This window comes from Paracoccus sp. PAR01 (assembly GCF_014851995.1).
Taxonomy (GTDB): domain Bacteria; phylum Pseudomonadota; class Alphaproteobacteria; order Rhodobacterales; family Rhodobacteraceae; genus Paracoccus; species Paracoccus litorisediminis.
The window spans coordinates 46967-66689 of the sequence record NZ_JACVAW010000017.1 but is presented as its reverse complement, the minus strand read 5'-3'; the positions used below and the strand labels follow the sequence as shown (position 1 = coordinate 66689).

Annotated in this window: 31 protein-coding genes; 28 read left to right on the top strand and 3 right to left on the bottom strand. The window is 62.0% G+C overall.

From position 1 onward, the window contains the following. Window position 1: 1 nt before the first annotated feature. The 3 genes from IB235_RS19490 to IB235_RS19480 form a co-directional block, all read right to left on the bottom strand. Window positions 2-322, bottom strand: coding sequence for a hypothetical protein (locus IB235_RS19490; protein WP_192338136.1), 321 nt, complete (start codon window positions 320-322; stop codon window positions 2-4). A gap of 12 nt (window positions 323-334) precedes the next feature. Continuing rightward, complete coding sequence (locus tag IB235_RS19485; RefSeq protein ID WP_192338135.1) at window positions 335-628, bottom strand: hypothetical protein; 294 nt, start codon at window positions 626-628, stop codon at window positions 335-337. A gap of 326 nt (window positions 629-954) precedes the next feature. Beyond that, a complete protein-coding gene (locus IB235_RS19480) occupies window positions 955-1314 on the bottom strand; it encodes a helix-turn-helix domain-containing protein (protein WP_192338134.1) in 360 nt (119 codons plus the stop codon). 10 nt (window positions 1315-1324) lie between these two features. Between IB235_RS19480 and IB235_RS19475 the strand changes: the two genes are divergently transcribed. The 28 genes from IB235_RS19475 (at window position 1325) to IB235_RS19340 (ending at window position 19662) form a co-directional block, all read left to right on the top strand. Beyond that, on the top strand, window positions 1325-1654 hold the full coding sequence (locus tag IB235_RS19475) for a hypothetical protein (RefSeq protein WP_192338133.1): 330 nt from the start codon (window positions 1325-1327) through the stop codon (window positions 1652-1654). Next, window positions 1651-2184, top strand: coding sequence for a class I SAM-dependent methyltransferase (locus IB235_RS19470; protein WP_225612487.1), 534 nt, complete (start codon window positions 1651-1653; stop codon window positions 2182-2184). Before IB235_RS19475 ends, IB235_RS19470 begins: the two co-directional genes overlap by 4 nt. A 268-nt stretch (window positions 2185-2452) precedes the next feature. After that, window positions 2453-2821 (top strand): hypothetical protein, encoded by a 369-nt coding sequence (locus IB235_RS19465; protein ID WP_192338132.1) that lies wholly within the window; start codon window positions 2453-2455, stop codon window positions 2819-2821. Between the two features lie 85 nt (window positions 2822-2906). After that, window positions 2907-4295 (top strand): DnaB-like helicase C-terminal domain-containing protein, encoded by a 1389-nt coding sequence (locus IB235_RS19460; RefSeq protein ID WP_192338131.1) that lies wholly within the window; start codon window positions 2907-2909, stop codon window positions 4293-4295. 1 nt (window position 4296) lies between these two features. After that, complete coding sequence (locus IB235_RS19455; protein ID WP_192338130.1) at window positions 4297-5094, top strand: helix-turn-helix domain-containing protein; 798 nt, start codon at window positions 4297-4299, stop codon at window positions 5092-5094. Then, window positions 5091-5459 (top strand): winged helix-turn-helix domain-containing protein, encoded by a 369-nt coding sequence (locus IB235_RS19450; protein WP_192338129.1) that lies wholly within the window; start codon window positions 5091-5093, stop codon window positions 5457-5459. The genes IB235_RS19455 and IB235_RS19450 overlap by 4 nt, the downstream gene beginning before the upstream one ends. Continuing rightward, entirely contained in the window at window positions 5456-5662 is a 207-nt protein-coding gene (locus tag IB235_RS19445; RefSeq protein WP_192338128.1) for a hypothetical protein, read from the top strand. The genes IB235_RS19450 and IB235_RS19445 overlap by 4 nt, the downstream gene beginning before the upstream one ends. Then, window positions 5659-5952 carry a hypothetical protein gene (locus IB235_RS19440; protein ID WP_192338127.1) on the top strand — a complete coding sequence of 98 codons (294 nt, stop codon included), beginning with the start codon at window positions 5659-5661 and terminating at the stop codon, window positions 5950-5952. The genes IB235_RS19445 and IB235_RS19440 overlap by 4 nt, the downstream gene beginning before the upstream one ends. 37 nt (window positions 5953-5989) lie before the next feature. Then, window positions 5990-6838, top strand: a complete 849-nt coding sequence (locus tag IB235_RS19435; protein ID WP_192338126.1) for a phosphoadenosine phosphosulfate reductase family protein — start codon at window positions 5990-5992, stop codon at window positions 6836-6838. A 172-nt stretch (window positions 6839-7010) separates the two neighbouring features. Next, complete coding sequence (locus IB235_RS19430) at window positions 7011-7166, top strand: hypothetical protein (RefSeq protein WP_192338125.1); 156 nt, start codon at window positions 7011-7013, stop codon at window positions 7164-7166. Continuing rightward, window positions 7163-7372 (top strand): hypothetical protein, encoded by a 210-nt coding sequence (locus IB235_RS19425; RefSeq protein WP_192338124.1) that lies wholly within the window; start codon window positions 7163-7165, stop codon window positions 7370-7372. The genes IB235_RS19430 and IB235_RS19425 overlap by 4 nt, the downstream gene beginning before the upstream one ends. Window positions 7373-7445: 73 nt before the next feature. After that, window positions 7446-7625: a hypothetical protein gene (locus IB235_RS19420; RefSeq protein WP_192338123.1), complete on the top strand. Its 180-nt coding sequence runs from the start codon at window positions 7446-7448 to the stop codon at window positions 7623-7625. Then, complete coding sequence (locus IB235_RS19415) at window positions 7622-7786, top strand: hypothetical protein (RefSeq protein ID WP_192338122.1); 165 nt, start codon at window positions 7622-7624, stop codon at window positions 7784-7786. The genes IB235_RS19420 and IB235_RS19415 overlap by 4 nt, the downstream gene beginning before the upstream one ends. Beyond that, window positions 7783-8424 (top strand): hypothetical protein, encoded by a 642-nt coding sequence (locus IB235_RS19410; RefSeq protein ID WP_192338121.1) that lies wholly within the window; start codon window positions 7783-7785, stop codon window positions 8422-8424. Before IB235_RS19415 ends, IB235_RS19410 begins: the two co-directional genes overlap by 4 nt. A 257-nt stretch (window positions 8425-8681) precedes the next feature. Beyond that, the gene (locus IB235_RS19405) at window positions 8682-8942 is read left to right on the top strand and encodes a hypothetical protein (protein ID WP_192338120.1); all 261 of its coding nucleotides are present in this window, start codon (window positions 8682-8684) and stop codon (window positions 8940-8942) included. Beyond that, window positions 8942-9757 carry a hypothetical protein gene (locus IB235_RS19400; protein WP_192338119.1) on the top strand — a complete coding sequence of 272 codons (816 nt, stop codon included), beginning with the start codon at window positions 8942-8944 and terminating at the stop codon, window positions 9755-9757. Before IB235_RS19405 ends, IB235_RS19400 begins: the two co-directional genes overlap by 1 nt. Before the next feature lie 80 nt (window positions 9758-9837). Continuing rightward, the gene (locus IB235_RS19395; RefSeq protein WP_192338118.1) at window positions 9838-10218 is read left to right on the top strand and encodes a hypothetical protein; all 381 of its coding nucleotides are present in this window, start codon (window positions 9838-9840) and stop codon (window positions 10216-10218) included. After that, window positions 10106-11536, top strand: coding sequence for a terminase large subunit domain-containing protein (locus IB235_RS19390; RefSeq protein ID WP_192338117.1), 1431 nt, complete (start codon window positions 10106-10108; stop codon window positions 11534-11536). The genes IB235_RS19395 and IB235_RS19390 overlap by 113 nt, the downstream gene beginning before the upstream one ends. A 206-nt stretch (window positions 11537-11742) precedes the next feature. Continuing rightward, the gene (locus tag IB235_RS19385) at window positions 11743-13806 is read left to right on the top strand and encodes a phage portal protein (protein WP_192338116.1); all 2064 of its coding nucleotides are present in this window, start codon (window positions 11743-11745) and stop codon (window positions 13804-13806) included. After that, a complete protein-coding gene (locus IB235_RS19380) occupies window positions 13793-14017 on the top strand; it encodes a hypothetical protein (RefSeq protein ID WP_192338115.1) in 225 nt (74 codons plus the stop codon). Before IB235_RS19385 ends, IB235_RS19380 begins: the two co-directional genes overlap by 14 nt. Window positions 14018-14049: 32 nt before the next feature. Further along, complete coding sequence (locus IB235_RS19375) at window positions 14050-14967, top strand: hypothetical protein (protein WP_192338114.1); 918 nt, start codon at window positions 14050-14052, stop codon at window positions 14965-14967. A gap of 16 nt (window positions 14968-14983) precedes the next feature. Next, complete coding sequence (locus IB235_RS19370) at window positions 14984-15976, top strand: DUF5309 family protein (RefSeq protein ID WP_192338113.1); 993 nt, start codon at window positions 14984-14986, stop codon at window positions 15974-15976. 66 nt (window positions 15977-16042) lie between these two features. Continuing rightward, entirely contained in the window at window positions 16043-16246 is a 204-nt protein-coding gene (locus tag IB235_RS19365; RefSeq protein ID WP_192338112.1) for a hypothetical protein, read from the top strand. A gap of 3 nt (window positions 16247-16249) precedes the next feature. Beyond that, window positions 16250-16573, top strand: a complete 324-nt coding sequence (locus IB235_RS19360) for a hypothetical protein (protein ID WP_192338111.1) — start codon at window positions 16250-16252, stop codon at window positions 16571-16573. Then, on the top strand, window positions 16573-17079 hold the full coding sequence (locus IB235_RS19355) for a hypothetical protein (RefSeq protein ID WP_192338110.1): 507 nt from the start codon (window positions 16573-16575) through the stop codon (window positions 17077-17079). Before IB235_RS19360 ends, IB235_RS19355 begins: the two co-directional genes overlap by 1 nt. A gap of 26 nt (window positions 17080-17105) precedes the next feature. Continuing rightward, on the top strand, window positions 17106-17633 hold the full coding sequence (locus IB235_RS19350; protein ID WP_192338109.1) for a hypothetical protein: 528 nt from the start codon (window positions 17106-17108) through the stop codon (window positions 17631-17633). Then, window positions 17633-19234, top strand: coding sequence for a hypothetical protein (locus tag IB235_RS19345; RefSeq protein ID WP_192338108.1), 1602 nt, complete (start codon window positions 17633-17635; stop codon window positions 19232-19234). The genes IB235_RS19350 and IB235_RS19345 overlap by 1 nt, the downstream gene beginning before the upstream one ends. Then, window positions 19231-19662, top strand: coding sequence for a GNAT family N-acetyltransferase (locus IB235_RS19340; RefSeq protein ID WP_192338107.1), 432 nt, complete (start codon window positions 19231-19233; stop codon window positions 19660-19662). The genes IB235_RS19345 and IB235_RS19340 overlap by 4 nt, the downstream gene beginning before the upstream one ends. Window positions 19663-19723 lie beyond the last annotated feature (61 nt).

Below are 19723 nucleotides of genomic sequence, written 5' to 3'. Positions count from 1 at the left end.
CTCACAGCTTCGCAAAGCGGAAGGCTTGGCTCTGCAATTGGTTGGTGACGGTCTGGATGTCGCTCATGACGTCAGCCAGTTCAGAGATGGCGGAGTTGACGAGAGGGGCGACTTCCGCATTCGAGCTGTTGCCGATCAGCTCAGGGCCAAGAAGCCGGTCTGCGGTGTCGCTCATGCCGATGCGCACGTTGATCAGGGATTGAAGAGTGTTCCGCGCGCCGTTGATGATCGACGCGATCTCGCCTTCTGCGGTTGGGACGAAGGCTCCCCCGACAAGTCCTGCCGTGGAGGGCGTCCCGATTTGACTGTTTACGTATTGCATCATGGCTTCCTCTCAGAGGTTTCTGGGGTCATCCGCAGCCAGATCGAGGCGGCGGAAACACAGCGCCCAATCGATGACCGACAAGGCGACAGGGTCTTCGCATTCTTCGAAAAGCCGAACGAGGTGATCCCATGCTTCCCCCGAAAGGCTCGGGACCGGGCAGGCAGCAAGAATGAGCCGCGACATAAGCAGGTCGCCAAGTTCCTCATTGCTGATGTGCCGGGGCAGATTGGGCATCTTCGGCTCTCCAATCGGCGGCTCACTTTGTCGCACCGATGAGATCAGAATAGTGACCATTTCGGTCATACGCAAGATGAATAATGACCAATACGGTTATTTTTCGTCTCCGACTCTGCTCGCGGATGGAGGCAGTACTTACGAGACGTGATTCGGGCATGGCGAATCGCCCGCCCTACCGGGGGTCTTGACCGCCGCGTCTACTGTATTTTTTGACAGGGTTCGTAGGCGACTTTCCGCGCTTCCCACACGGCAACCTGCGTGCTTAATCTACCTGCGGAAGCATGGGGGAGAGGAATGAAACCTGAGGGAATGCCGGTCAGTGACTATTGGTCACACAACAAAAAGCTGCACGATCTTGCGATACGTGCAGCTACTACGGGTGAGAGTTTGGATCAGTTATTTTTCGCCGAAAGGACTGCGCGCATTTTCCCCGCCAAGTCCAGCGGGAGCTTGTCCCATTTACCCAACACCAGGAAGTCGAGCGTCACGCCGTAGCGTTCGACTAGCAGTGCGGCGGTAGTGTCATTGACAGGCCGCCGCGCGTTCTCGAACCGCGACCAGTACGTTCGCTCGATCCCAAGTTCGTCCGATATTTCGGACGGGGTGTAGCCTAGGGCTTCCCTTAATAGCTTCAGTCGCGCACCGATTCGCTCCGGCCGCATCTCTGACAGGGTCTGCTCTGAAAGCAGTGCATGTTGCGCGTTTGACATGGCGCAAATTTGCGCTGTGACCAAATTGGCATCAATAACCATGATGGCCCCATTGACCGATGACCGATTTGGTCATAAAATGTCGGTCATGACACAGCCCCCCACAATCATTGAAATTCTTCGCCGCTGGCCGTCTCGCCGTGCCGTCCACGAGGACGCCAAGGTGATTGACCCGGCTTTGGAGTTGATCGCGGTTCATCGCTGGTTCCAGCGAGAGAGCGTGCCCCCAAGGTTTGATGCTGCGCTTCTTCAGGGCGCGGATCGTCGTGGTTTTGGCTTGCATCCTATGGAGTTGGTCAACGCTCGGTCTACTCATATTGACCGAGTTGGTCACGCCCAAGCCTCTCGTCAAGTGCAGCGCAGCAACAGAGGCGCGGCATGATGGGTAAGAGGTCATCGTTTGAGCGCCGCGAGCGCGATTTCTACCCCACACCGCGCGAGGCTGTCGCCCCTCTGATCCCACACCTTCCGTCGGTTACGTTCTATGCCGAACCATGCGCTGGAGACGGCGCACTGATATGGCATCTGGATGATGCCGGGGCAATGTGCGTGCACGCATCCGACATAGATCCGAAGCATGACGGGGTGGACACGCTCGACGCGCTGCAAATTGGCCCACGCCACATCGAGTCCGCAAATTGCTTCATCACGAACCCACCGTGGTCCCGGGATATCCTGCACCCGCTGATCGCCCACCTCTCGGACATGTTGCCGACATGGCTACTGTTCGATGCGGACTGGATGCACACCAAGCAGGCCGCGCCGTATCTGCCCCGGCTGCGTAAGATCGTCAGCGTCGGGCGCGTGAAATGGATTCCTGACAGCAAGATGACCGGCAAGGATAACTGCTGCTGGTATTTGTTCGATGCCGCCGCGTCGGACTCTGCCGAGTTCGTGGGGCGGGTCGCATGACATGGCCGGTGTATCCCACACCTGCGGCAGATGCGGCGCCGCAGCCGCTTTCGGATTCGGCCCGCCCCTTGGCCATCCTGATCGTGGCAGAACATGGTCCTGCGCCCGTCATCGATCCGAGGCCGAGGCATGGCACGCCAGCACGTACCGATCTGACAGCCCGCGCCGTGCGGATGTGCAACCGCGACCGGAAAGCGGCGGCAACGTATCTGGAAAAGCACCAGACGTTGGCCAGCCGGATTTATTCAGGGGGTCGTGAGCAATGAAGTTGCCCCAGATCATCCTTCCGTGGGCTAAAACCTCGGAGCTATCCGCCAACAGCCGCCTGCATTGGCGCAAGCGTCACGCCAAGGTCGTGGCCCAAAAGCGCACTGCTGACGCGCTGGCCCGTGAAAAGGGCTGGCACAAGCAGAGCATCCCGGCAGGCGCGGAAATCCGCATCACCCTGACATTCTGCCCGCCCTCGGTCGGCGGAAGCCCCGACGACGACAATGCCGTCAGTGCCCAAAAGGGCGCGCTCGATGCGCTGGCTGCCGTCCTCGGGGTCAACGACCGCCAATTCCGCATTCAGGCCCCCATGCGCGGCGAACGCTGCAAGGCCGGTGCCGTCATCATCGAAGCTGAGGTGTGCGCATGAGCGAACAGCAGACCAGCAACTGGCAATCCATCGGTGAACTCGCGCGAAAGCTGCTCGAGAAGCAGTTGCCGAAGGAAGCCGCAGAATGACGGTCGTCACATCGATCCGTCAGGACACTCCCGCCATTTACTCCGTTGAGGCCGAGCAGCAAGTCCTTGGCGCTCTCCTGCTCAACAGCGAACACGCTGGCCGGGCCGAGAGGGCAGGGGGTGAGGCGCTGTTCTTTGATCCGGTGCATGCCCGCATCTTCGCAGCCATCTCGACCAAGAACCGCGCCGGCATGAAGGCGGACCCGACCACTGTTGGCATCGTGATGCAGGCCGAGCCGGGGCTGATCGAGCTGGGCGGGGCCAAATACCTTGTCCGCCTCTTCGCCGCCGCTCTGTCCGTGTCCGCGCTGCCCAGCTATCTCGACCTGCTGGCCGAGCTGGCCCGTAAGCGCCAGATCCACGCCGCGATTTCGGAAGCGCAGAACGCGCTGGCCCGTGGCGACGAACCCGCCGACGCCATTTCAGCCCGGCTCGAGGGCGCGCTGATCGCGGCAGAGGGGCAGACTGACAACCGCGGCCCCGTGTCGATGATGAAGGCTGTGTCCGATGCCATGCAGATCGCCACAGCCGCCTATCACGGGCAGGACAACGGCGCGGTCAAGTCGGGCATCGCTGCGCTTGATAGCCTCGTGCCAGGGTTCTTCCCTGGCGAACTGACCTTGCTGGGCGGGCGGCCGTCCATGGGCAAGACCGCCGTCGCCCTGACGCTGGCGCTGAACGCCGCGCGTGCTGGCCACGGAGTCGCTATTGCCTCGCTCGAGATGACCCCGGATTCGCTGGCCATGCGCGCTCTGTCCGAGGCGACCTCTGAGGCCGGAAACGCCGTGCCATACACGTCGATGCGCCGCGGTGAAATGACTGAGGCCCAGATGAAGATCGTGGCGACCGAGGCGCAATATCTCGCGCAGCTACCGATCACCTTCCTGCCGCGCCATTACTCCGATATCGGCGCGCTCGTCTCGGGGACGCGCCAGATCGCCCGTGGCGGTAATCTCCGCTTGCTGATCGTGGACTACGCCCAGCTACTGCGTGCCGAGGGCAAGAGCCGCTACGAGCAGATCACCAATATCAGCATCGCCTTGAAGGGTATGGCCGTGGCCTTGAATCTGCCGGTCATCGCCCTGTCGCAGCTGTCGCGCGACCTCGAGAAGCGTGACGACAAGCGCCCGATCATGTCGGATCTGCGCGAGTCCGGCCAGTTGGAACAGGATGCCGACAACGTCCTGTTCTGCTTCCGCGAGGAATACTACCTCGAGCGCCGCAAACCGGATGGCAGCGACATGGAGGAATACGACCTCTGGAACGCCGCCATGAACAAGCAGAAGGGCGCGCTTGAAATCATCGTGGCCAAGCAACGCATGGGCGAGATCGGCACAGCCCATTGCCGCTGCGCGCTGGCCATGAACCGCGTGTGGAGCGAGTGACATGAGCGTCAAAATCATGTCCGCAATATTCGAAAGCGATACGCTTGGCCCGACCGAACGTCTGATCATGCTGTCCCTCGCGGATCATGCTGATGACAATGGCCGCTGCTATCCGTCGATTGAGCGCCTTTGCCGACGAACCGGCCTCAAGGAAAGAGCCGTGCAAAGCAACATCAAGAAGCTGGTGCAGCATGGGTATCTCACCCTGTTCCCAGGAGGTGGAAGGGGGAATGCCAACCTCTACATCGTCCACCCAAACCCCGCAGCAGATGCGGGCATTTACGGGGGTAAACCCCGCACCATAAACCCCGTTTCTGACGACGAAACCCCGCATCTGACGACGGAAACCCCGCATCTGACGACATTAAACCCCGCAGCAGATGCACCCGAACCGTCAAGAACCATCAAGGAACCATCAGCAGCTGCGCGCGAGGACCTGACAGATTCTCAGCCATATCGGCGGGAACGCATTCTCGAGGCAATCGGCATCGACCCATCCGGAGTAACGCCGGCTGGTCGATTCATCGGCACGACGCTGCACATGGCCGAGGTCGAGAAATGGGACGCGCTCGGGCTGTCCGAGGCCGAGCAGCTGGCATCGATCCGCGATCAGGTTGCCCGCCGCCGCCAGCACGACCCGGCATTTGTCCCCGGCGGGTTCGCATACTTCACGGGGGCCATGAACGATTTGGCCGCGGCCAAGAAGCGCGGCATCCCCGCAAATCCCCCAGCACTTTCCCAGCAAAACGAGAAGGACAAGCACATGGCCTATCTCCGCAAGATGGCAGGAGGCAAATGACCCGCGCCTCTCGCCAGCAGCAAGTCACCGACTGCCACGCCGCCGGCATGACTGTCACCGAAACCGCCCGACATATCGGCATTGACCGTGGCACGGTTCGCTATCACCTCGGCAAGCTGCAACTGACGGCCCATGTCGAGGCCCCGGTGATCAAGGCTGAGAAGCCCGCCGACCCGACCAAGCGCAAGCACACCATCACCTGCACGCCCTGCGGATCATACGCTGCCAGCACCTACAGCGTGAGCCTGCCTGCGGAACCGTGGGACGCCATCAGCTCGCACGATCCGCGCCGCGAAACCGCACCCCGTGGACGCAGCTACATGGTCAGCACGCCGCGCGATGAGCGGCAGGGGGCGGAGGTATGACCCTGTTCGACAACCCCACACCACCCCGCCGCCTGTCTGAAGAGGAGCGCGCGCTGATCGCTGAATTTGAGCGCATGCACGGCGTCACGCAATGCCCGGCCAGCACGTTCAGCGCATGCACCCTGACCGACCGCCAGATAGCCCTGCGCGCTTCGTGGTCGGAATACATCACCCGCAGCAACAAACGGAGGGCGCGGAAATGAGGCAGCAGATTTATTCCCTACGCGGCGTCGATTACGTGGGCATCGCAGCGGTTGCCAAGGCCGCTGGCGTGCATCCGAACACGGTGTTCAATCATCTGCGCAAATACGGCGATCTCGACGTGCTGGGCAAGGTGACGGAAATCGAGGTGGACGGCAGGACGTGGCCCAGCATCCGCGAATTCGCGCGCTATGTCGGTCGGGACTATACCAACGTGCGCCGCTGGTTCAGCGATGGCCGGGGCGACTTGATCCGCCGCCGTCTGGCCGAAGCTGATGGGGTGCGCGCATGATCGGCGGCGGGTTTATCTACTGCATGGGAGTTATGGGATGAGCCACTATCTCCTACCGGAAGGGAACGTGCAGATCGCGTTCAGCGGTGGCCGAACATCGGCATATCTGCTGCGTCAGATCATTGATGCGAACGGCGGACTTCCTGATCGGGCAGTCGTCACATTCCAGAATACGGGCCGCGAAATGCCAGAGACTCTGGACTTCGTGGCTGAGGTTGGCGAGCAATGGGGCGTCCGCGTCGTCTGGATGGAATACCTGCCGGACGCGCCCGGCTTCCAAGTGGTCAGCCACAACAGCGCGGCGCGCGATGGGGAACCATTTGAGGCCCTGATCCGCAAGCGCAAGTTCCTGCCGAATGTCATGGCGCGCTTCTGCACACAGGAAATGAAGGTTCGGGTTGCCAAAAAATACCTTATGTCGATTGGCTGGGACCGCTGGACGAATTGCGTTGGATTGCGTGCCGACGAACCTCACCGACTGAACAAGCCCCCACCCAAGGACCGATGGACCGTATGGCACCCGTTGGCGACGGCGGGCGTGTCGCGGCAGGATGTGGCCGCGTTCTGGCAGGCACAGCCGTTTGACCTGCGATTGCCGAACGTCGGCGGCAACTGCTGGCTGGGCAACTGCGACGGGTGTTTCCTCAAGAGCGAGGCGCATGTGGCCGCATTCACACGCGAGTTTCCTGTGCGCGCAGCATGGTGGGAGCGTATGGAGGCATTGACTGCACAGATCACTCGCCCTGGGAAACCGACGACAGGAGCAACATTCAGCAAGCGATACAGCCGCGCGGAAATTCGCGATTTTATGGAACGCCAAGGCGACTGGGCGCTGAATACCGAAGGCGCGCTCTGCCAAGCGGATGACGGGGAGTGCACGGCATGACCGCAGATCACCGCAGCCCGTCACAGTCGCTCATCCCCGGTCGAGGCGTCTTTGCCGTTGCTGTCAGCCCCGCCATGGTGCCGATCACGGTTGTCAGCAGAGGCATGTTCATTCGCCGCCCACACGGCTTGGCGAAGATCCAGCTTGGCAATGAGCCTTGGGAGAAGCGCGCATGAACGACGCCACCATCTACGAGATTCACCAAGCCATCGCCTCGGCCCCGTCACTCACCGAGCGCAACGGCAATCAGATCACCACGCGCGTCAACATCCGGGACGCCATCGTGGCGCTGCTGGCGATGGATCGCGCAAAGGAGGAACGGGGATGACCGAATGGAAATCGATGGAAACGGCACCACAGGACGGCCAGCCGCGTCTTTATTGCGTGCGTGTCCATAACGATCATCGCCCAGCACCAATCGTCGCGGCTGACGATGGCAGATGGCTGATCGACGCCAGCGGCGCGGCATGGGAACGGGAGTGGGCAACGCATTGGGCGAGCCTACCAAGCATTCCAGAGGGGTGGACTGCATGACCCCCTGCGACAAATGCCCGTGGCTCGGTGACGGGGGATGCACTGCCGCACGGTGTGTGAAGGAGGGGAAGCGGTGACGCTGCAACTGTTTGGCAAGACGCTGTCCCTGCATTGGAAGACATGCTGGATACGCGGTTCGCACGGCGCGTGGATCATCCGGTTTCCGTGGAACCGGATGGCGCTGTTCTCGGAGCGCACCGGAGCGTGGAAGCATCGCCGGTTCATGGGCTTCCGTTGGGGGTGGCGCCCATGACCTCTGACGACCCCAAGACCCGCAGCACCCGCGCCGAACGCAAGCGCAGGCAGGCCGAGAAAGCCCGGATGCGTCTGGAAAGGCAGGCAGAGCGCAGCACCAGCAAGACGGCTCTACGCATGGCCGCAAGACTCCACAACGAGGGACGGACACCAGAATGAGCAAGGCCGAGAAGCTGCGCCGCCACCGCGCCAACCGGGACAGCATGGAACTCGCGCCCATCCCGAAGCGGCAGGGGAAAACACGCGATGGCAATGGACGGTTCAGCCGCAAGGCCGAGGACGCCAGCCAGATCGTAATGATCGGTCGTTGCCGCCGTGCTGGCATTGATCCGACCGAGGAAGCAATTCGCGACATGAAAGCCATGTGGCAGGGATGCGAGGCAGGCCGCGCGATGTCCAGGTATGTCTCTGGCCACATCGACCCCAAGAAGGCCGAGGAAACGCGCAAGCGGCTATGGGATGCAATCCACCACATCAGAACATCATGGGCGCGCTACGCCTCATTGCATGGCCTGCCAGCCAGATCGGCGCAATGCCTGCGGATCATGCTGCCGGTCGATGAGATGCACGCCGATGCCACCACGCCGGGGATCGACCCGCGAACCATCGAGGAACGCCATGCTTCAGCTCTGCGTAAATGGCGCGAGGTTGAGCTGCTCGTCGCTCGATACGGTAGGCACACGGCAGGCATCACGCTGCGCTGCGTTCTGGACGACATGCGGTGCGAGGACGCAACATCTATGTGCCTGGCGCTAAGGAATGTGGCTGACCACGTTATCAGCAATGCAAACGCTTGACAGATCCGATATGCGGACCTACCGTTGTTACACTGGCGCGGGCCTAACTTGCGCTGATTGAATTGCGCCCGGCAGAAATGCTGGGCATTTTGCGTCCCTGGCTCTGCGCGGGTTGATCGCCGCAAGCATCCAGCTTGCCCCGCCCTAACCGGCGGGGTTTCGCATTTCCGCCCTTCTGCGAGCGCAGTCACCAACCATAGGTCATGCTCCTTTCCCCAAGGGCTGCGCTCCCAAAATGGCTATCATCGGAGACTTCGATGCCTGATCGCTTTTCCAGCTACGCGCACGGCGGCAATCAGGTCGCGGCTGCATCCTACGCCATCACGCCCAATGACGGGGCCGATCTGACCGAGACCGTCCGCGCTGTCACTATCGGTGGCGCTGGCACCATCTCATGGGTCGGCGTCGATGGCGTCATCTATACGACTGGCGCGCTGCCCGTGGGCACCTATGCCATGCGCGCGGCCCGCATCCGCGCGACCGGCACGACCGCAACCGCGATCACCGGCTGGGTCTGATGTTTATCGGGCTGGGGATCGGCGTAGGCATGACGCCACTGATCGGCGGGGGCGCATCAGCCTTGGATGCCTTGCTACGCCCCGGCTCGGCCATGATGGAAATGCTGTGGCCTGATCCGCAATACTGGTTCACGGATGTCGCGGCCACCACGCGCGTCACCGCCGAGGGCCAGCCGATCCGGTGCTGGCTCAGCACGACAGGCGCGCGATTTGTCCAAGCTACGGATGTTGCGAGAGCACCGTTAGCTGTGAAATTCCCGAATGGCGCATGGGGCGCATCCTTTGACGGCGTGAATGACGCGCTGTTGTCGGAGGCTGCTCTTGATCTGTCCGCAATCGCACAGATTGCAGTGTTCGCCGGCGTCAGGAAGTTATCGGACGCAGCCAACGGCGTTCTGATCGAGCATTCAACCAACGCAACCAACATAACGGGCTTCAACATCTTCGCGCCCGTCGATGGCACGCCTGACACCACATACCGATGGGCGGTCAGGACGACTGGCGGTGTGGCGGTCAATATCGGGACCACGGACCCAATCTTTGCTGCGCCGGATACGTCAGTCATCGCTGCAACCGTCGATGGCGCTGCGCAAACCGCTGCGCTACGGGTGGACCAAGTGAGCGTCGGGACGTCGAATGTGGTTCCTGTCGGAACGTTTGCCAGCCAAACCCTGCATATCGGGGCACGGGCGGGGACATCGAACCTGTTCAACGGCCTCGTCGGCCCGCTGATTGTCCGCGGCGGAGCGCTGCCAGTTCTGGACACGATCCAGCAGGCAGAAGCCATTATCAATGCGCACATCGGCGCTTATTGATCACCTGCGCATTGGTAGCGCCCGCCGGAATAATCCCCACTCACCACGCCACGGCGTGAGGCTCTCCGAAAGGATGGAGCATGACAGACAATAATCAGCCGATCGCCAAAGACGCCGCCACGGGCCGCTTCTTAGCAGGAAATAGCGGGAATGGTGGGCGCAAGAAGGGCTCGCGCTCCAAACTGGGCGAGCAATTCGTTCAGGCGCTGCAAGAGGACTTCGAGGCAAACGGCGTGGCCGCAATCGAGGTCGTCCGCGTCGAACGTCCGCAGGACTACCTGAAGATCATCGCAAGCCTCATGCCGAAGGACGTCAACCTCAACATCAACCCGATGGAGGACGCGACGGATGACGAGCTTATCCAGCGCCTCCGCGATCTTGAATCCGTCATCCGACCTTTCATCGGCCCTGAAGGAAGCAGCGGAGATTGCGGCGGAACTTCAGCGCCGAAAACTCACTAACCGCCTGGCAGACTACGCCCCATACCCCAAGCAGGTTGAGTTTCACCACGCATTGACGCGTGAACGCCTGTTCATGGCGGGCAACCAGTTGGGCAAGACGCTTGCGGGTGCCGCTGAAATGGCGATGCACCTGACCGGGCGCTATCCCGAGTGGTGGAAAGGCCGCAGGTTCGACAAGCCCATCGTGGCGATTGCCGGGTCTGAAAGCTACGAACTGACCCGTGATGGCGTGCAGCGCCTGCTGATCGGCCCGCCGGCGAACGAAAGCGAGTGGGGGACAGGTTACATCCCGCAGCGGGATCTGGCCGATAGAACGCGCCGGTCTGGAGTCGCAAATGCGCTGGAAAGCGTCAGCGTCAGGCATGTGTCGGGCGGAACTTCGACGCTGCTGTTTAAGGCTTATGAGCAGGGCCGCGGCAAGTGGCAGGCCAACACGGTCGATTACGTCTGGTTCGATGAGGAACCGCCTGAGGATGTGTACTTCGAAGGGATCACCCGAACGAACGCAACGAGGGGTTCGGTCTGCCTGACGTTCACCCCTCTCAAGGGCATGTCGAGCGTCGTGGCTCGCTACATCTTGGAGCAAAGCCCGGATCGCCACGTCACGACGATGACGATCCACGATGCTGAGCATTACGCCCCTGAGGAACGCGATCGCATCATCGCCAGCTATCCCGCGCATGAGCGCGAGGCGCGGACTAAGGGCATCCCGTCGCTTGGGTCGGGCCGGATATTCCCGGTCCCGGAAGACGATATCATCTGCGAGCCATTCGATATCCCAGCGACATGGGTTCAGATCGTCGGCGTTGACTTCGGCTGGGATCACCCATTTGCCGCGGGCCGGTGTGCATGGGACCGCGACAATGACGTGTTCTATGTCATCGGCGAATACCGCAAGAGCGAGGCAACGCCGATCATCCACGCCGCAGCGATCAAGCCGTGGGGCGATTGGTTGCCAGTGGCTTGGCCGCATGACGGGTTGCAGCACGACAAAGGGTCCGGCGAGCAGCTTGCGGTGCAGTATCGCGCGCAGGGCCTGAAGATGCTGCCAGAGCGAGCGACGTTCGACGATGGGACGAACGGCGTTGAGGCGGGGATATCTGACATGCTTCAGCGCATGGAGACAGGCCGCTGGAAGGTGTTCAGGACTTGCCAGAACTGGCTTGAGGAATTCCGCCTGTATCACCGCAAGGACGGCAAGATCGTCAAGGAGCGCGATGACGTGATTTCCGCGTCTCGCTACGCGCTGATGATGAAGCGCTTCGCCAAAGAAAAAGCCCGCAAGATTCCGAAATTCACGCCCCGGAAGGTGGTTTGACATGGGTAAGTCGTATCCAGAAATGCCCCCGCCGGTGATGAGCGATGCCGCTGTTATGCAGTGGGCAGCAGAGGAGTCGGCTCGCGCGGCTGAGCAGACTCTGTCCCTGCGCTCAAGTGTCCCTCAGGTGACTGCCGTTCGATGCGAGGGCTGCGGATCGCCTTTCGCCAATGATGGCTGCGATTACTGCGGCAGAAAGACGTCACATGGCTGATAGCACCACCAAGCAGGTATTCGCCCTTATCGAGCAGGCGGAGCAATATGCCGACGCGCAGGAGAAATCCCGCGAAACGGCCCTGCGCTACTACAACGGCGACAAGAAACTGATCCCGTATGATGAGGGATTTTCATCGGTCGTCAGCAAGGACGTGCGCAAGCATATCCAGAAGCTGATGCCATCCGTGATGCGCACGATCCTCAGCAATGACGTGATCGCGCAGTATCAGCCCGCCGGGCCGGGCAAAGAGGAGCAGGCCGAGCAGGCGACGGACTACATCAACGCCGTCATCGTCCCGGAATGCAACGGCGAGCGGGCGATTCACGACGCGGTGTTTGACGCTCTGGTCGTCAAGACCGGCATCCTGAACTGGTGCGCCTATCGATCGCAGCGCGTCATCGTGCAGGAGTTCAGCGGGCAGCAGCCTGAATCGCTGATGGGGTTGGATGAGATCGGCACCATCTCGGATGTCGAGCAGGACGACGAGGGATCCCTGTCGTTCCGCCTGACGCGCATCGAGGTCAAGACCAAGCCGCTCATCCGCGCCGTGCCGCGCGGGGCCTTCCTGATCCACCCCAACGCAACAGACATCGATGATAGCCCCATCGTCGGGGAACGGCAGTCGGTGAGCCGCTCAGAACTGGTTTCGCGCGGATACGACAAGGAACTGGTGTGGTCGATCACAGCAGACGATAAGCCTGCCGACCCAGACTATCAGGCCCGCCGCGGCGAGGATTACGACGAGGTTGAGGCTGACGTGGCCAAGGCCATGCAGCTTGTGCAGATCTATGACGTGTTCGTCCAGATGGACAGCGACGGCGACGGCATTGCCGAGCTGCATCATTTCGTGGTGGCCGAGGGAGCCGAGGAAAGCGACGACGAGGGCCATATCGTCCTTGAGCACGACTTCGCCACCGAGGTTCCATATTCGGCGGTCATCTCGGAATACGAGGCGCATCAGTTCGAAGGCCATTCGGTCGCGGAAGACCTGATCGACGTTCAGGATATCAACACGACGCTGACCCGGCAGACGCTGGACAACATCTACCAGTCGAATGATCCGACGCCGTTCATCCAGACGGACGCGGTAGAAGAATTGGACCCGCTGTTCAATCGCGTGCGTGGAAAGCCCGTGATGCTGGCCGCTGGCCGGTCTGCGGCAGAGGCGGTGCAATACCAGCCCGTGCCGTTCTTCGGCGACAAGTCCTGGCAGATGAAGCAGCAGATGGACGCCGAGGCACAGGACCGCACCGGCATCAACGACCAGTCGGGCGGCTTGCCCGGCGAGGCGCTGCAAAACACCTCGGCCACGGCGGCGCAGATATTCTCGGACGCGGCCATGGCCCGTTCGGAAATGCTGGTGCGCAATCTGGCTCGTGGTGGTTTGCGCGATGCCTTCCGTGGCTTGCTGCGGCTTGTCGTGGCTCATGCCGATCAGCCCCGCATGGTCCGCCTGCGTGGCGATTGGGTTCAGATCGATCCCCGCGCGTGGGATGCCGAGATGGACTGCACGGTCAACGTGGGTCTGGGCGCCGGCACGCGTGAACGCGATTTCGCCATCCTTCAGCAGATTCTCGGCATCCAGCAGCAGGTCTTGGCCAACCTCGGCGCGGACAACCCGTTGGTGAAGCCGGACCAGCTTTACAACACGCTGCGCAAGATGTGCGAGACGGCGGGCTTTGCCTCGGCTGATCCGTATTTCACGAAGCCCGACCCGGCAGAGGTGCAGGCCAAGATGGACGCGGCTAAAAACCAGCCATCGCCCGAGCAGATCAAGGCCCAGACGCAGATGCAGATCGAGCAGGTCAAGACGCAGGGTCGCACGCAGATCGAGGCGGCGCAGATGGAAGCTGATTTGCGCGTGAAGCAGGCGGAAATCGCAGGGCAAGAGGCGCTGGAACAGCTCAAGATCGCGTCCAACGCCCAAATTGCCAGCATGAAGGCCGAATTGGACATGCTCAAGCATCGCGATGAGATGCAGCTGGAATGGGCCAAACTAGGCCAGCAGGAGCGGCAGTCCGAACAGCAGGCGTGGTCCAATGTCGCGCGCTGAGCTCGAATATCTCGCCAGCCATCCCGACCTGATCCGCATTTTTGCGGCTGTCGAGAAGGCAGCGCTTGATGGCGCTATCACAGCCCCCATCAACGATGACGAAACACGCCGCAACCTCATGGCTGAGGTGCGCGCAATCCGATCGGTTCGGCGGAAACTTCGGCAGGCAGCAGCCGGCCAAGTCACGCTGCCGGACGATACCGAGGCTTAAAGCCCGGTCCACCACCCCAGATGAGGTGAGCAATGAGCGACTTCCCCACGGAAGGCGACGATGGCGTTGCGGTCGATACCGCAGACCACGGCGGCGACGAGGATCAATATTTTGACACCCTCGAAGATGCTGCGGCTGCGCTCGGTGACGACGATGAAGGCGGCGAACTGCCCGAAACGGAAGCTGGTGACGGCGAAGAAGAAGGCGGCGAACCGGATGCGGTGAAGGTCACCCTGTCCGATGGCACCGAGATTTCGCTTGGCGAGATCGAAAAGGGCTATCTGCGCCAGGACGACTACACCCGCAAAACGACTGAGGTTGCGCAGGAGCGCGAGCGCATCACGGCCTACGAAGGCCAGCTTCGCGAGACTGCGACCTTCATCGAAACCGCGCAGCAGAAGCTTGTTGCGCTTGTCCAAGGCTTGATCCCCCCGGAACCGAGCGCCGCGTTGGCACAGCAGAACCCTGCGCAGTATGTGCAGGCTCTGGCGATGCGTCAGCAGGCGATGGCGGAACTGAAAGGCTGGCTGGATGCGGGCGAAGATACGGGCAAAGCCGTGTCCGCGCTGTCGCAGACCCAGATGGCGCAATCGCGCGCCGCCGAGAATGACTTGCTGGTCAAGGCTCGGCCCGGCCTGAAAGACCCTGCCGCAATGGCGAAATTCGACGCCGAGGTGTCCTCTGCCGCAAAGCAGTTCGGCTTCCCGGATGAGATGATCGCCAGCACGACCGATCACCGCGTGCGCCAGATGGCGTTCTACGCGGCTATCGGCCTGCGCGCGGAACAGAACCGCAAGGCGGCAGCACGCCGCGTTGAGGCTCCCAAGGCAGGGAAGCCAGCGGCCCCGGCGGCCCAAGCCACGGACAAGAGCAAACAGGCCATGCGGCGCTTGTCGCAAACCGGCTCACTGGATGATGCGATCTCAGCGATGATCGCCGCCAAAGCCTGACCTCAAGGTATCCAAAATGGCTATCATTACCAACACCTACACGACCTCGGGTCGCGTCGGGAACAGGGAAGAGTTGTCCGACTACGTGGACCGCATCACCCCGGAAGAAACCGTCATCTACACGATGGCGGGAAAGGAAAGCGCGTCCTCGATACAGCCCGAATGGGAGATCGAAACGCTGCGCGCTCCCGCCGCGAACGCGCAGGTTGAAGGCGACCAATACACCTACAACGCGCAGACCACCCCGATCCGCGTGAAGAACCCGATGCAGATCCTGCGTGAATCGTGGATCATCTCGAAAACGCAGGACGCAGTGGACAACGCTGGCAAGGCCGAGCAGACGGCGAAGAAGCGCCTGATCGCCGGGATCAACCTGCGTCGTGACGCTGAATTCGCCATCGTCTCGAACACCGCTTCGGTTGCGACCGGCACCCGCCTGCTTGGTGGCCTGCCTTCGTGGCTGACGTCGAACGTGTCGCGTGGCGCGACCGGCGCGAACGGTGGCTACAACACCGGCACCGGCCTGACTGTTGCCGCGACCAACGGCACGCAGCGCGCATTCACCAAGACCATCATGGACTCGGTGTTGCAGTCCGCCCGGATCAACGGCGGCAATCCTAAGTATCTGGTGTCGTCCAGCTACGTGAAATCGGTGTTCGCTACCTTCATGTCGGACGCGAACGTCGCACCCTTCCGCATGTCCGTGGACGGGACCGGCAAGAACATCCTCGACGGCTCGGCCGATATCTATGTCGGTCAGCACGGGCGCATCGCGATCGTCGATAACCCCGTGATGAACGCCAGCGCCGCGGTTGCGCGCAACGCCTTCTTCCTCGAACCGGGCAAGCTGAAAGTCAAACAGCTCCGCAAGTTCCAGGACGACAAGGACGTTGCGCCGAACGCCGATGCAACCGCCGGCGTGATTGTCGGTGAACTGACGCTGAAGGTCGTCAACGAGGCCGCACATGGCGTGGCTGCCGACCTGTTCGGGCTGACCGCTTCGACCTGATCCGGTCACGCAATCTCGGCAAGTGGGGCGGCTTCGGCTGCCCCTTTCTCATTTCAGGAGGCCAATATGGCTGTTTCGAAAGACGACAAAGTTTCGGTCATCCTGCACTTCGACGTGTGGGACGAAGACGGCATTCGCCACTCTGCCGCACCAATCACCGGCAAGAACGCTTTGGGTCAGCCCGTGCGTGAGGCGGAAACGCTGATCAGCAAAGCACTTGCGAAGGCGCTGGTTGCCGATGGCAAGGCTACCGTCCCGCTCGGGGAATGAACTATGCGATTCAGGGACGGTGACTGGCATCTGATCGACCACCAGTTTGAAACCGGGCGAACGGTGTGGGCCTATTTCCACGGCGACGGGCGTATCACCACGCGCACGGACTACCCCGTTGATTCCCTGATCAAGGCTAACGCGATCGAGGCTAACGCGAACGTTGGGGCGAAATGGGGTGATGGCAAGATCGCGGCCCGCATCCCCAAGAACGTGTTCTTCGAGCAGTTGGCCCCGGCCATCGAGCAGGAAGACGACAAATATGTGAGCCGCTGGCTGAATGACGGCGACCACGCTGCATTTCGCACGTTCGGGGGGCGCGTGTGATGGATTACGCCGAACTCGTCACTGAGGTCGCCCTTCGCTGCGGCCTGCCCGAAATCCCGGCCCGCGCCGCGTATTTCGTCACGCAGGCTGAACGCGATCTGGAAAAGGCGCTCCGCGTCCGCCAGATGGAAACCACGGCCACCGTCACGGCGGACGCCGAGGGCAAGGGCACGCTGCCCGCCGATTTCCTCGCATGGCGGTCTGACGGCGCGGAATGGTTCCCGGTCACGGGCAACACCTTCATCGCGCAGCCGGATCAGGTCGTGGAAATGACCTATTACCGCAAGCTGCCGTCTGTCGTCACGAACGGCACCAATTGGCTGCTCACGCTTGAGCCGGAAATCTACGTCCTCTCGATGTTGCAGCAGATCTATGCCGCGGCAAGCGACGAGCGCCTGCAAGCGACGAGCAGCCAGCGCAACGAGCGCATCCGTCAGTTGGTCCGTGAGGACCGCATCGCCCGCTACGGGGCGCAGAAAATCGACTATTCGGGGCTGATGCGATGACCACTGCACAGGACGTGCTTCGCTCGGTGCTGATCAAGGCCGGGCTGGATTACCTGTCTCCGAACATCTCGTCCGGCGACCAGCAAATTGCCGAGATTGTCGACCTGATCAACGAGACGGGGCAGGATCTGACCCTGCGCGGCGAGTGGCAGGCGATGCAGTCGTCAATCGCCATGGGTGCGCTGCCGGCGGACTTCTCCAAGGTGACGTTCGTCGTCACGGCAGACGGCATTCAGGCCCGCCGCGTCACGGACCCCGGCCACTGGGCTTTCCTGACGCAGCAGGTCACGCAACAGCCCTATTACCGCATTGCAGCAGGAGAAGTGCAGATCGCGCCGGATCAGGTTGCAGGCATGACCTACTGGTCATCGCATTGGACCGATGCCGGGGAAGCTGTCACCGCAGACAGTGACCTGATTTATCTGCCGATGGTCCCGATGGTCACCGGCACGTTTTACCGCTGGCTCCGCAAGAAGGGCCTGCCGTTCGACGACCAGATGGCGCAGCACGAAGCGGATGTGGCAGCCGCGCAGAAAGCCGACAGGGGCCTGTGATGCTGCCAAGCCGCGTGCGCCCGCCGCGCCAGCAGACCGAGAGCGCGAAGCCCGCGCCGCTGGCCGTCAAGACGATCAATGCGCCGTCCGGCGGGATTATCACGAACAGCACCCTTGCCACGGCGGCGTCGGCCCAGCTGCTAGAGAACTTCTGGCCCACGCCTCGGGGCATTGAACCGCGCGGGGGCTGTGCAACCGTTGCCAGTGTTCCTGCCGGGGTGGTGTCGCTGTTCGAGCATCGCGGATCGGATTCCTATTTCGCCGCTACGGCCTCTGCGATCTATCCATTCAATGACGCGACCACGGGCGGCGGCGCGCTGACCGCTGCGATATCGGGCCTGACGAACGGCAAGTGGTCCACCTATGAGGCGCAGAATAGCGGCGGGAATTTCCTGCTCTGCGTCAACGGTATCGACCACCTGCGGCGCTTCGACGGCACAACCTGGCTGACCATCACCGGGACCGGCACGGGCGCGATTACTGGCGTGGATACCGACACGCTGTCGTTCGTCTGGGGGCATCGCAACCGGATCTTTTTCTGCCAGAACGATTCCTCCTCGGCTTGGTATCTCGCCACGAATGCAGTTGGCGGGGCGGCGACGGAACTGCCGCTGGCTGGGGTGTTTCGCAAGGGCGGATCGCTGCTTATGGGTGGCACGTGGTCGAGCGACAGCGGGTCCGGCATGGACGACCGGTGCTTCTTCATCACCGATCAGGGCGAGCTGGCGCTGTATGCTGGCTCGAACCCGGCAGACGTGAACAATTGGTCGTTAGTCGGCGTTTACGATGTCGGCCTGCCTCTGGGCCGCAAGTCGATGATCTACATCGGCGGTGATGTTCTGTTCGCCACGCATCGCGGGGTTGTCCCGCTGTCGGCGGTGGTCACGAAAGACCCGACCGAGATGGCGGCCGCCACGGTGACGGCTGCCATTCAGGGTGATTGGAACGACCGTGTAGAGCGGGCCGTGGGTGATTGGCGCTTGGGCCGCTGGTCCACCATCGGCATGATCTTCGCCCTGCCTGTCAGCGCATCGGGCGAAAGCCCCACGATCCTTGCCGCAAACGCTGAAAACGGGGCTTGGACGCAGTTCACCGGCTGGGATGCTGTGGAAATGTCCCAGCTTGGCGATCGGCTGTATTTCGGCACGACAGCGGGGAAGGTGGTCCGCGCATGGGTTGGCGGGCAGGACAACGGCATGCCGTATCTGGCGCGCGCCATGCTGGCCCCCGATCACCTGTCGGACGCGGCCAATACCAAATCAGCCAGCGTCATGCAGGCGGTCTGGAAGGTCCGAGGCTCGATCACCTACACGATGGGTCTGGCGATAAACTACAACCGGACGTGGGGCGTCCCGCCGGATGCTGCATCGGTCCCGCCCGGCGTGGATGACGTGAGCCTGTGGGATATCGCGCTTTGGGACTTGGCTCCGTGGTCGTCCAGTGAGGACAGCTACAGCATCGTGTCTGGTTGGCGCAGCGTGACCGGGGTTGGTTTCGCCTTCGCCCCGACCGTGCAGTTGATGTGCAACAGCCCTGCGCGGGTCATCTGCCAATTGCAGCGCATTGACGTTGGGTTCCAAGCCGGGGGCTTCGTGACTTGATCCCGATGCACACGCATCAGGAAGCGCTCAGGGTGTTCCTTGAGCGCGGCCTTGGCATATCTGCTGGCCCGGCGTTCTTCATGGGTTGGGCGCGGCCTGACGGCATCGTGGCATCGATCGCGTTCCACAATTGGCACCCCGATAGCGGTGTAATCGAGCTATCCGGCTTCGCCACGCGCCGGGATTGGTGCAACCGCGACCGGCTACGCGAGCTTTTTGCCTACCCATTCGGCCAGTTGGGCGTCCGGCTCTGCGTCTGGCGCACCTCCGAACACAACACCACCGCCCGGCGCGTCTGCAAGGCGCTCGGCGCGAGCGAATACGTCATCCCCGAACTGCGCGGCCCCGGTGAGTCCGAGGTCCTTTACACGCTGCACCGCGATCAGTGGGAAAGCGGGATGCTTGCTAGGATTCAACGGATTAGGTAGAATCAAACGGCCCGGCAGGTGCTTGCAACACCACGATCCGGGCCTGACCGAAACGATGATT